Here is a 12,055-nt window from a genome sequence, read left to right as displayed (position 1 = left end):
GCATTACACGGTAAAACGATACCCTGCACCCCACACAGTCTCGATATATTGCGGGTTCGATGGATCGACCTCCAGCTTCTCACGCAGCTTGCGAACATGCACGGTCACAGTCGCAATATCTCCACTCGAATCAAGGCCCCAAATCCGCTCGAACAGATCTTCTTTGCTGAAAACACGGTTCGGATTGCTCGCGAGAAATGCCAGTAGATCAAATTCTCTGTTCGTAATCGCGACCTCCTTGTTGCGGACGAATACTCTGCGCGAGGCTCTGTCGATGAACAAACCACGAATATGAATCTCATCCAGTGCACTCGGCTTCTGTTTGCCAAGCAGACGCTCATACCTTGTCAGATGGGCTTTCGCCCTGGCAACCAATTCGCTCGGACTGAACGGCTTCGTAATATAATCATCCGCCCCGAGATTGAAGGCACGGATTTTATCAATTTCTTCTTTCTTCGCCGATACGATCAAGATCGGAACTTCCTTCGCTTCCCGAATGCGGCGGCATAATTCGAACCCGTCCATTCCTGGCAGCTGCAAGTCGATAATGATTAGACTATAGTCTTCTTGCAGTGCACGCTGCATCCCTTCATTCCCGGTATGGCACAGATCCACCACGAACCCATTCAGTTCGAAATAATCCCGCTCCAGCTGTGCAATGGTCGTCTCATCCTCAATGATTAGAATTCGTGTCATCCAGCTCCATGCCTCCCTCGTTCATTAACCGTTTCAATGTGAAAAATATACTCGTGCCTTCTCCTTCCTGACTTGCCGCCCAGATCGAACCTCCGTGTCCTTCAATAATTTGACTTGCAATCGCAAGCCCTAGGCCACTTCCGCCCGTTACGGAATTGCGTGAAGACTCGGCACGATAGAACCGCTCGAAAATATGCGGTAGCGCATCCTGTGGGATACCCCTGCCGTTATCTGTTATTTCCACCATGACGGTGTCGGCAGCTGGCATAAGCGATACTCGGATTTCCTTGTGCGGCTTATCCATATATTTGAGCGAGTTGCCGATGATATTCAGCACCGTCCGCTTTAATTTCTCAAGATCGGCAATGACCAAGACCTCGCCCGCTTCGTGCTGATTCCAGGTGATCCCGACACCCTGATCTTCCAGGTCATAACGCAGCTCCTCGATGCAATCGTCCAGGAAGCGCACAATATTGACCGGCTCGAAGGTGAACGGCACTTGATTCAGATCCAATTTGGAATAGAGGAATAACTCATCCACCAGTTTATCCATATCGACTGCCTTAGCATAGATGATATTGACGTACTTCTCCATTTTCTCTGGCGTATCCGCAACACCGTCGCGAATGCCCTCGATATACCCTTTAATATTCGTGATTGGCGTTCGTAGGTCATGCGAGATATTCGAGATTAACTCTTTCCGATTCTCCTCATATTGCAGCTGCAGCTGTACCGATTCTTGCAGCCGTTGCCGCATACTCTCGAAGGCCCCGCTAAGTTGCCCCATCTCATCCTTCGAATGGAGATTCAGTTCGAATTGCAGATTGCCGTCCTTAATACGTTCCGCAGAGTCACGAAGCAGGTGAAGCGGCTTGATCACGCTGCGCGTCAGCCAGCGATAGAGCAATATATTCGCTATGACTAAGACACCGACCAGCATAATCGATAGGATCGGGAGTAGATTACGTACGACTTCGGCAAAAGGACTACGTTCTCGAATGACGAACACGCCGCCCTTGGTCCCGTCCTTGAACATAAAGTCAAACTTGGCATAAGCATAGAATCGGGCTCCAATATTGAATGTGCTGCGGATTTTACTGTTCCCCAGGTCGTACGGCGGGAGCGCCTGCTTCAATTCAGGCTGATTGAACGTCAGAGATTCATAGATTTGATCACTTTCATGCCGGACATAAAGTCCTGATTTCTCAGCCCGCAGCTTAAAATCATAATCCCGCAGCAGCGACTTGTTCTGCAATTCATCAGGATCATTTTTGGCCAAATACTTCAAATCGAGGAAGATCGACTCCCCCTGTTCCGTCAAGGGATTGATCTGGTAATGCACTTTATAGAAATCCCGGAAACTGTGCACATCCCCGGTCGATGCAATCGTAAAGAGCGCAGCGGTAAGCACGATCATGAGTAGGCTAATGACCAGCATGCCTGTATAGGACAGTAATAATTTAATACGGATCGACATGATCTCACCTTCTCGCGTGCATAGTTAGTCCACATCTTATCATATGCGATGAACGTTTTGCTATTTTGAAAAAAAGAACCTCAGGCTGCTCAGGCCTGAGGTTCGATCTCTTCAAAGCTTAAATTCACGGGGTGTTCCGGAAGCTCATTTGATTGTTCATTGATGGTAGTTGAACATAGTCGCTTGCGGGATTATAATGACATCGGGTATATTTACCTATAACCTATGACTTTCGTACCTGGAGCGATCAAATCAGATGATGTGGACAATCATATTTTTTATTGGATTAGGAATATTCTGCGCAAGCCTCGGCTTTCTGCTTCATGCCGTGCTAGAACGAAATAGTAGGAGACTTCTATTTGCGATTCTAACTACTGTCAGCTACTGTGTTCTACTGTATGGGGGCATGCAAGCCATTGATGAATATAAGATGCGCCATGCCATCAAAGAACAAGAGACGATCAATACACTGAAAGAACTCGCGACAAAGACCACGAAGAGCACGGCTGGAGGCACCTCCAGCTCACCCCAAAAATAATATGTTCGATTCTACGGCAACCCTTCTCCGAAAAAACGCATTCGGAACCGGTTGCCGTTATTTGCATGTCCTCCCTCTCCGCATGAGCCCATGTTGTTCATTGGTAGACTTCAGCCCGCTCAGCCCTCTACGCACGTACATATGATATTTCAGTTGAAGCGCCCTACGCGCGTACAACAGGCGCGGAAAGTCTAGCCGAAGGAGGTGCACCCATTAAAATTCTTATTGTCGCCCCTGAACAAATTCCTGTCCCACCGATCAAAGGTGGTTCCGTAGAAATTTGTATTCTTGCCATCGCTCGTCGCCTGGCTAAATCGCATAAAGTGACCGTCATCAGTAAGAAAACGCCCAAGTACCCAAACAAGACGCAAGACGGTAACCTTACCATAGAACGTGTCGATTCCGGCTCACCTACCAAATATTTGAAAGCTGTCCTAGCCAAAATCAAGGGCAGGCATTTTGATGTGATTCAAGTCGATAACCGACCACGCTTCTTGCCAAAAATCAAAAAAATGTTCCCGCATATCCCGCTTTCATTATTCCTTCACTCACTAACCTTTGTCAGCTCGTCCCAGATTCCTCGTCAAGAAGCCGCTCATTGCATGCAATATGCCGATTTGATCATCGCGAACAGCCAATCATTAAAGTCAGAGCTCCTCGTACGTTATCCAAAGATCAAAAATAGAATCAAAGTTGTATATCTCGGCACAGACGTCCATCGCTTCAGACCTCCGACAGATAAGGAGCGAAGTTCTGTTCGCGCGAAGCTTGGCGTGTCAGGCGCGTATGTGGTGGCCTTTGCGGGTCGAATCATTCCGCGGAAAGGCTTACCCGTACTTATTCGCGCTATACATCATGCTAAGAAGTCGGTTCCGAACTTACAACTCCTTGTCGCAGGGAGTACACAACGCAAAGGCTATGGCGCCCAAGTGAAGAAGCTTGCTGCGCAGCTAAAAGTACCGATGAAAATGGCCGGATACTATGCCCATAAACGCATGCATCAATTCTATTGGGCAGGAGACTGCTTCGTCTGTCCTTCCCAGAAGCATGAAGCCTTCGGACTCGTCAATATCGAGGCCATGGCATCCGGTCTGCCCGTTGTCGCATCTGACATCGGAGGGATTCGCGAGATCATCCGCCATGAAAAGAACGGTATCCTCATTAGACGATTCCATGAGCCTTCAGCCTTTGCCACAGCCATTCAGCGTCTTGCCAGTCAACATAAATTCGCCAAGTCCATCCGTCGCACTGGACTTACCCATGTCAAAAAACAGTTCAGCTGGCAAGGAACGGCGGACCGCTTAATCAAGCTGTACACTAAACATCAGACCTAACTAGCGCGTTAGAGAAAGGAGCTCAGATGTCACGTTATATCTCAAGCAAATGGAAGAAAACACTGGCCCTGTTAAAAGACAACCAATTGCGAGCAATTATTCCTACGACGGTGAGGTTCAACGATCAGAATTTGAATACGATGCTGAAGAAGTATGCGATGCTCTATGTCAAACCGGAGAACGGCTCATTCGGCAAAGGTGTCATACGCGTTGAGAAACATCAGAAGCATTTTCAGTACCAATCCAAAGAAAAAATATATAAATTCAACACGTATAACTTGATGTACGATGCACTGAAAAAGATGATAGGTAAGCGATCCTATTTAATTCAGACGGGCATTGAATTGCTCAAACACCAGAAACATGCCTTTGATCTACGTGTGATGGTGCAACTTAATCCCAAACATCAATGGGAAACGACTGGCATTATCGGGCGAGTAGCCGCACCGAAAAAAATCGTAACGAACTATCATAGCGGAGGGACACCGAAGCCGCTCGAACCTCTGTTAAGCCCATATTTGTCGAAGGACGATTTACGTAAGAAGACCGTCGAACTGAACCGAATTGGCGTCCGTACAGGCCAAGCGATGCAGCGTAACTTCGCGGGCGTCTGTGAGCTTGGGGTGGATATCGGATTGGATGGGGCGCGTAGACCATGGATATTTGAGGTGAATACCTCACCGGATCGGTATATTTTCAAGAAACATCCGAATAAAGCCATTTTCCGTAAAATTATGTCCTATGCAAGATCTTATGAGGCGAGAACGAAGAAAAAGAAGAAATAACGCTCTTTCGTACAAAAGGGAGGCTCGACCAGAGCCCCCCTTTATTAATAGCTAGACTATGGCGCTTCCGAGACTGGTGCTTCTTCCTCTGCTTTCTTCGTCGATCTGCGTCTAATGAAATTCCATATTGCTACAGGAATCGCAATGACCAGGAACCAAGCCTTCTTCAAGAAAACGAGTCCCAAGGCCAGAAGTCCCACCTTCTTCGCGACCGCGATCCCCGCAGCGCCAAGAATCAATCCCGACAACCCATATTCTGCGGTCTTGTCTACACTTGCATCATATTCTTCATATTTCGCACCGGATTTGAAGCTGAAATTCGGAAGGATTTTATCTTCCAATTCTTTCTTATCGTGTGCCAAGTTCGCTGGATCCGATATGAGCACAGCGGATACATAGCCTTCTTTGGACAACAGGCGAACATTATAATTAATAAACTTCTCATTATTGGAATCATGCCCCAGCAGCGACCATGACAAATGATGCGACTTGTCATCATAGAACGGCGCTACATCCCATCCATCCACGTACAATTTTTGGCTATCTTCTAGCGTCTTGTTGTTCTCTTCCGTTCCTTCTTTGTAACTCTTTAGAATACCGTCGGCATCGATGTCCTCTTTCTCGTCATCAACGATATGGCCTGGTTCATCGTATTCGAAGATAACCGCCCAGCCCGCTTTCTCATCCATCGGGAAGACGGATCCAATCTCTTTATTCGTTGCGTAACCATTGTATTTCTGCTGCATTTTTTGAGTATCTTCGGCACCTAGGAACACCATCTCTTTGTCCAAGTTCAGTGAAGCCAATTTGCTGCCAAGATCAACAGCCGTACCTCCTGGAATCCAGTTGTACGTGTCTCCTGCCTCCTCAGCCCATGCTGCAGTTGATCCAAATACCGTCCCCAATGCCACGACGAACGCAAGGATCAGGTAAGGTATTGATCGCCTTGTTGCTTCCATTCATATTCTCTCCTTTTCTAGAAAAAAGTACCAACGTATTATAGACGAGTATGAAATTATGCGTCAAGAGGACTATGTTCCTATATGACGCAAGTCGGATAGGTCTTTAGTGGTATATTATGGTATGATGGGGAGCAAGACCAATAGCCTTTTTACATACCAGAGAGAGGAAGCCATACAAATGATGAATTTACGTAACATGGTGATCGGACTTGTTTCGGATCAAGTCGCATTACAGCTCATTCAGCATTGGGAATACGACGCTGGCACACTCACCTTCTGGCGGGCTAGCTCCAATTTTGTATATGCCTTTGAACGAGAAAGTGAGCGTTACTTTCTAAGATTCTCGGATCAACAAGATCATACGCACTTACAAATCGAGGCTGAACTTGAATTCATTCAATATCTGCGCAAGCAAATGTATCCAAGCGTTGAACCCGTGAGTTCAGTGAATGGTCGACTTATTGAGACTGTTCAGCTTAACGGACAAGAATACTATGGTGTTGTTTTTCGTCAAGCAGCGGGTGCTCCGCTCAATATGGAGACCATGTCAGACGATCAATTTTTTCAGTGGGGACAATCTCTTGCTAAACTACATTCGCACGCTGCTGCATTTGAGCCGGTAAGCGCTAAGCGTTATCATTGGCAGGATGTGGTACACACCGTCAGATCTATTCTTCATCAGCATCCTGAGGAACATGAAGCTATTGCTGAACTGCGTCGGATGGTAACATGGCTAGAGACTCTTCCCTGCACGACAGAAAATTTTGGACTCATTCATTACGATTTTCAGACGGACAATGTCCATTGGGATGAATCAAGTAAGCAATTTCATGTATTTGACTTCGACGATGCTCACTATCATTGGTTCGCTATGGATATTGTCGCTGCACTCGTTGACTTATTGGAGCAAGACACACAGACATCTCGGGTAAAAATAGACCAATTCCTGAAGGGATATAAATCTATTCGCGCATTGGATGAAGAACTCATCGGGCAGTTCCCACTTTTTCTTAGATTCTCCCGGCTATATACATTTGCTAGAATTCTTCGGTCACTCGAAAATAGTAATATGAATCCAGAAGAAGCAACCGATTGGTATGAGGGATTAAAGCTTAAATTGCTTGCTAGCAACACAAATAAAAGACTACAATTTGGCAACGCCTGGCCTACCCATCTTATAAAGGAGTGAAGTCTATGACGAAGCAAATCATCTTTCCCAAACCTCTTGCGCAAGGCGATACGATTGCTGTAACCGCGCCCTCGAGCGGTGTAACTACGGATCTTCATCCGCTCTTGCATAAGACCCGCATCCATATGGAACAGATTGGATTTAACATTCAGGAAGGCGATACGATTTGGACCCATAACAAATGCGTCAGTGCACCACAAGAAGTAAGAGCTCGCGAGCTGATGGATTTCCTAATGCATCCGAACATCCAGGCGATCATTCCGCCATGGGGCGGCGAATTCCTGATGGATATCCTTCCACTTCTCGATTGGGAACAATTGAAGCAAGCCCCTCCGAAGTGGGTGCTCGGGTACTCCGATATCAGCACGTTCTTATTCGCTTATACGTTACGCACAGGTATAGCAACGGCGCATGGCCCGAACTATGTAGACTTAAGCTCGGATCCATTAGATCCCTTAACCGCACGTTGGCTCACTGTACTCGGTAACCCTAAAGGCTCTGCAGTTGAGCAAGTCTCATCCACGCACTATCAAGCGGCATGGAATCATGAAGTACCCGGGTTCAATCTGGATACGAAGTCAGAATGGAAATCCCTCGTTAGAGGCGTATCGGCTTCTTCAACACCTGAGATTTCCTTCACAGGTCGATTAATCGGCGGCTGTATGGATACGATCTCCATTCTGATCGGGACGCCATACGCCCCTGTTCAGCAATTCGTTCAAGACTACTGCCGTGAATCTGGTGTCATCTGGTATCTGGAGAGCTGTGAGATGAACGCCGCCGATATCTACCGCCATCTCTGGCAGATGAAGCAGTGCGGCTGGTTCGAACACGCGAAGGGCATTCTGATCGGCAGACCTGCTGGATATTCATCGATACAAAACTTTGAATTGACCGACGCCCTCACCGCAGCACTAGGCGATCTTGGGGTCCCAGTCTTGTATGACGCGGATATCGGCCACATGCCACCGCAACTGACGCTCATTAATGGCGCACTCACCACAGTTACCTATCAAGAAGGCCAAGGCAAGGTCGTCATGTTATTTGAATAACAAGCTAACCTAGGTCAAATTGGCCTCGCTTTTGAACACATCCTGGTGCGGAATTCACCAAAAAGGAGACCAAGATCAATCTTGGTCTCCTTCTTAATTCACATATATCCCATTCCTATGGCTGCTGGATGTACGCCACATAATCTCTTGCGCTAGCTTCAATCGCTTCATCCGTCGCCCCCAGTGCGCCATGGTAAATAAATGCAGGCTTGTACACCGTCCCAATCAAATTACTCGTGGCGAGGAATGGCTTCAGCAGCTCACTCATCGAGAAGTGATTGCCGCCGCCGGCTTGATATTTGCCCGCTTCACTTCCCGTGGACACCGCCAGAATCAGCTCTTTGCCGTGCAGCTTATTGCCTTCGGCCCCGTAGGCCCATCCATAGGTCAATACCTCATCTTGCCACTTCTTTAAGAGTGGCGGAGAACTGTACCAATAGAATGGAAACTGTAATACAATCCGATCATGTGAAAGACATAATTCATGCTCACGTTCGACATCAATCTTCTCATCCGGATACTCTTTGTAGAGTTCATTAATGGAAACGTTATGTTGTCTCTCTAATGCTCTTAACCACGTTGCATTTACACGCGATCCCTCTATATTGGGATGTGCAATGTTCACAAGAATTTTCATATCTAAGCTGTCTCCTTTTCCCTCTCGTTTCCTCACAAGTATACCTTATCACAATTAGCGTAATAACGCTGGATCTATTCGAGGTACAAGCCCTTCATCCGCAGCGCGTGTGAGTAAAGCGGTGATCGCCGCATAACCGTCTTCCCCTAGGTTCGCAGTAAATTTATTCACATAGAGATCAATATGCGCTGCCGCCACCTCAGGCGATAATTCTTGCGCATGCTGAAGGATATACGCCCTTGATACCTCTGGATGTGCCCATGCGTATTCGACAGAAGCCTTAATCCAACCGGCTAGAGCTTCCAGATCCATCGATCTACGCGCAATTATCGCGCCAAGGGGGATCGGCAACCCCGTATCTGTCTCCCACCACTGCCCTAAATCCGTCATCAATGACAAGCCGTAATCGGGATAAGTGAAGCGCGCCTCATGAATCACGAGACCTGCATCCATCTGGCCGTCTCGCACAGCTGGCATAATCTGATCGAACGGCATAACGACAATTTCCCCTAGACCCCCAGGCACATGATCGGCTGCCCAAAGTCGGAACAATAAGTAAGCTGTCGACCGATCACTTGGAACGGCGATCCTCTTACCAGACAATGACGCCGGATCCGACCCGCCATCCTTCATAAGTACAAGCGGGCCGCAGCCCCGCCCAAGCGCACCGCCGCACGGGAGCAATGCGTAATCTTTAAGTAACCATGGCAGCGCAGCATACGAGATTTTGAGCACGTCGGGCCCTTCACCTCTTGCTGCCAAATGATTCGTAATATCAATATCCGCATACATCACGTCAAGTTCTGGTGCGCCTGGAATCAATCCATGCACCCAAGCATGAAAGACAAATGTATCATTGGGACAAGGTGAAAATGCAATTTCCATTTATAATACCTCCTCTAATCGAGCACTAGCCAAAGTCAAGGCGTTCAACGCTTCTGGAATCCGCCAAGCATCACGATTGCGCGGACCAATGCTGTTCGAAATCGAGCGGAGCTCAAGCACAGGAATGCCATAAGCCGCTGCAGCAGCAGCAACGCCGTACCCTTCCATCGCTTCAGCGACAGCTGCTGGGAACCGAGTCGCGAGCGATTCAGCCGTCTCCTGTGTCCCCGTAACCGTCGATAAGGTTAGAATCATTCCTGCTTGTACAGATAGATCGGCTGCACGCAGCCCTTCAGTCACCCGCTCCACCAGCGAATCATCCACTGCAATTCGTGCCGTTCCAAACCCGAGCTCGTCCACTGAAATAAACCCATCCGCAGACTCAGCGCCAAGATCCGCAGCGATAATCGCGTTCGACACGACCAAGGAACCTATCGCAGCGCGGCCCACGAATCCCCCCGCGATGCCTGCGTTCACAACCATATCGTAGGTCGCTGTTTGAAGTGCCTTCGTTGTGTTAATCGCAGCCTGTACAGAGCCTACACCTGCCACACATACATCGAACCGCTGATGATCTTGGAGTCCGCGTAACACGGCTTGTCTTTCAGCTTCCACCGAAGTCATCATGAGAACACGTAATTTTCGTTCTACTTCCGCGTCTGCATCATTATGACGTGTCATCATTTTCCAATCTCCTTTACACCTTCTACTCCCTACAACCTTATATAAATAGGGTATCATGCTTTGTCACAAATTGAAAATGATCTGAAGTTGTGATTATTTTAATTGACATTCTGTAAAATACTTCACAATTCTATCACAAAAATGTATACTACAAGTAGGGACCCGATCCAATGATATCGCTTGCAGGCAAATCATACATTCTAAAGATAAGAAGGTTGATCATCATGGGACGTTTAACAGGTAAAGTAGCTATTATTACCGGAGCAGCAACAGGAATGGGCGCATCTGAAGCCATGCTCTTCGCACAAGAAGGCGCTAAGGTTGTAGCAACAGACATCCAAGAAACACATTTGCACGAGCTTATCACGAAAATCAAAGCAAACGGTGGCGAAGCTATCGGGCTGAAACATAACGTAACATCTGAAGAAGAATGGAAACATGTCATTCAAGAAACAATTAACCACTACGGTAAGATTGATATTCTGGTCAATAACGCTGGTGTCGCTTCACCAAAAACGATCGAGCATATGGAAATGAATGAATGGAATCGTATTTTGGATATCAACCTCAACGGTTGTGTCATCGGTATGAAATATGTTATTCCTGAAATGAAAAAAGCAGGCGGCGGCTCGCTCATTAACATCTCTTCCATCGGTGGTATCGTCGGTATGGCCGGAACAAGCCCTTACACAGCTGCCAAAGGCGCACTTCGTACCTTGTCGAAATCCGCTGCTGTAGAATATGGTAAGGATAAAATCCGCGTGAACTCCGTACATCCAGGTATTATCGTAACACCAATGACGGAGGAATCATTCAAATCGGCTGAACCATACTACCGTACGTTCACACAGCTTCCATACTTCGGTAATCCAGAAGACGTTGCTTACGGCGTGCTCTTCTTGGCATCCGATGAATCCCGTTTCATGACGGGTGCAGAGCTTGTTATTGACGGTGGCTGGACAGCGATCTAAATCGAATATCATTCAAAAAATAAGCCCCCGTCCACGTTGGATGGGGGCTCTCTCACTTTAATGTGTCCAGTGCAGCATCTGCGAAGATATCATTCGATGTTGTTTTACTGCCCTTTCTTCGCTTCCAATACCGGATTACGAATATATGGCCCTTGTATGGATAGATCCATCAACTGTGATGCCATTTCTTCTTCGGAATACGGCATATTCTGCTCTACCCACCAGATGATCACTTCAAGAAAAGCAGATTCGACATATTTAATAATAATTTCTCGTCTCGCTGTTAGGTTGTTATCATCCGGCTCTGTACGGTTAATCCCGGTCGAGACGAACTCATGAATGACTGCCATTAAGCCTTGCGTAAAATAAGGAATGCGATTCGTTACTAGCAGTGCACGATAAAAATGAAAATGTATTGCGATCTGATGGAACATCTGAATAAAATTCGGGTGCGGCTTACCTATTGTATAATCAAATTCCTCATCTTCATGACGAATACTCACTTCACGCTGGAACTCATCCAATACCGTATCGATACAACTCTCTAGCAAATCAACCTTATCCTTGAAATGCAGATAGAACGTTGCCCGCTTCACTGTCGCGTGATCGGAGATATCCTGTACGGTAATATGATCGAATTCCCGTTCTTCCATGAGCCTAATCAGTGCATCGCGAAGTAATCGTTTGGTTCGCATCACACGCGGGTCTTGTCTCGTTTGTCTCTCCACAATATCCATATCCTTTACCATCATAATGTTCTTAGTATAGACGGGAAACTCTAGATTGAACACCAAAAAACCTTCTTCACAGGTCGTGTAAGAAGGTTCATCAGGCGAATCTCTATG

At 47.1% G+C, this 12,055-nt stretch carries 13 protein-coding genes; 6 read left to right on the top strand and 7 right to left on the bottom strand.

Translation table 11 applies throughout. The features are described from left to right. Positions 1 to 3 precede the first annotated feature (3 nt). Positions 4 to 696 carry a response regulator transcription factor gene (locus tag AC3WU2_RS23900; protein WP_492457493.1) on the bottom strand — a complete coding sequence of 231 codons (693 nt, stop codon included), beginning with the start codon at positions 694 to 696 and terminating at the stop codon, positions 4 to 6. Further along, positions 674 to 2,173, bottom strand: a complete 1,500-nt coding sequence (locus AC3WU2_RS23895; RefSeq protein WP_492457492.1) for a sensor histidine kinase — start codon at positions 2,171 to 2,173, stop codon at positions 674 to 676. Before AC3WU2_RS23895 ends, AC3WU2_RS23900 begins: the two co-directional genes overlap by 23 nt. 256 nt (positions 2,174 to 2,429) lie before the next feature. Here AC3WU2_RS23895 and AC3WU2_RS23890 point away from each other — a divergent pair, with 256 nt between their 5' ends. From AC3WU2_RS23890 to AC3WU2_RS23880, 3 genes are all read left to right on the top strand, one after another. Continuing rightward, positions 2,430 to 2,711, top strand: a complete 282-nt coding sequence (locus tag AC3WU2_RS23890) for a hypothetical protein (protein ID WP_492457491.1) — start codon at positions 2,430 to 2,432, stop codon at positions 2,709 to 2,711. Positions 2,712 to 2,923: 212 nt separating this feature from the next. After that, positions 2,924 to 4,045 (top strand): glycosyltransferase family 4 protein, encoded by a 1,122-nt coding sequence (locus tag AC3WU2_RS23885; RefSeq protein WP_492457521.1) that lies wholly within the window; start codon positions 2,924 to 2,926, stop codon positions 4,043 to 4,045. A 26-nt stretch (positions 4,046 to 4,071) separates the two neighbouring features. After that, a complete protein-coding gene (locus AC3WU2_RS23880) occupies positions 4,072 to 4,830 on the top strand; it encodes a YheC/YheD family protein (protein WP_492457490.1) in 759 nt (252 codons plus the stop codon). Positions 4,831 to 4,886: 56 nt separating this feature from the next. Here AC3WU2_RS23880 and AC3WU2_RS23875 read toward each other — a convergent pair whose 3' ends face one another. Beyond that, positions 4,887 to 5,789 carry a DUF2167 domain-containing protein gene (locus AC3WU2_RS23875; RefSeq protein ID WP_492457489.1) on the bottom strand — a complete coding sequence of 301 codons (903 nt, stop codon included), beginning with the start codon at positions 5,787 to 5,789 and terminating at the stop codon, positions 4,887 to 4,889. 181 nt (positions 5,790 to 5,970) lie between these two features. On the opposite strand from AC3WU2_RS23875, the gene AC3WU2_RS23870 reads away from it, so the two are divergent. Both AC3WU2_RS23870 and AC3WU2_RS23865 read left to right on the top strand, forming a co-directional pair. After that, positions 5,971 to 6,981 carry a phosphotransferase enzyme family protein gene (locus tag AC3WU2_RS23870; RefSeq protein ID WP_492457488.1) on the top strand — a complete coding sequence of 337 codons (1,011 nt, stop codon included), beginning with the start codon at positions 5,971 to 5,973 and terminating at the stop codon, positions 6,979 to 6,981. Between the two features lie 5 nt (positions 6,982 to 6,986). Continuing rightward, positions 6,987 to 8,033: a S66 family peptidase gene (locus AC3WU2_RS23865; protein WP_492457487.1), complete on the top strand. Its 1,047-nt coding sequence runs from the start codon at positions 6,987 to 6,989 to the stop codon at positions 8,031 to 8,033. Between the two features lie 115 nt (positions 8,034 to 8,148). Here the strand turns inward: AC3WU2_RS23865 and AC3WU2_RS23860 are convergent, their stop codons facing one another. Genes AC3WU2_RS23860 through AC3WU2_RS23850 form a run of 3 tightly spaced genes read right to left on the bottom strand, consistent with a single transcriptional unit; the run spans position 8,149 to position 10,239 of the window. Further along, positions 8,149 to 8,670, bottom strand: a complete 522-nt coding sequence (locus tag AC3WU2_RS23860) for an NAD(P)H-dependent oxidoreductase (protein WP_492457486.1) — start codon at positions 8,668 to 8,670, stop codon at positions 8,149 to 8,151. Positions 8,671 to 8,724: 54 nt separating this feature from the next. After that, entirely contained in the window at positions 8,725 to 9,555 is an 831-nt protein-coding gene (locus tag AC3WU2_RS23855) for a 1,4-dihydroxy-6-naphtoate synthase (RefSeq protein WP_492457485.1), read from the bottom strand. Next, a complete protein-coding gene (locus AC3WU2_RS23850; RefSeq protein WP_492457484.1) occupies positions 9,556 to 10,239 on the bottom strand; it encodes a futalosine hydrolase in 684 nt (227 codons plus the stop codon). A 224-nt stretch (positions 10,240 to 10,463) separates the two neighbouring features. Here AC3WU2_RS23850 and AC3WU2_RS23845 point away from each other — a divergent pair, with 224 nt between their 5' ends. Continuing rightward, complete coding sequence (locus AC3WU2_RS23845; protein WP_492457483.1) at positions 10,464 to 11,210, top strand: SDR family NAD(P)-dependent oxidoreductase; 747 nt, start codon at positions 10,464 to 10,466, stop codon at positions 11,208 to 11,210. Between the two features lie 104 nt (positions 11,211 to 11,314). Here AC3WU2_RS23845 and AC3WU2_RS23840 read toward each other — a convergent pair whose 3' ends face one another. Further along, complete coding sequence (locus AC3WU2_RS23840) at positions 11,315 to 12,001, bottom strand: TetR/AcrR family transcriptional regulator (RefSeq protein ID WP_492457482.1); 687 nt, start codon at positions 11,999 to 12,001, stop codon at positions 11,315 to 11,317. Between the last annotated feature and the right edge of the window lie 54 nt (positions 12,002 to 12,055).

This window comes from Paenibacillus sp. EB106-05-06-XG162 (assembly GCF_058791655.1).
Note: the sequence above shows the minus strand (reverse complement) of the source record. Positions and strands in the feature narration are given on the sequence as shown.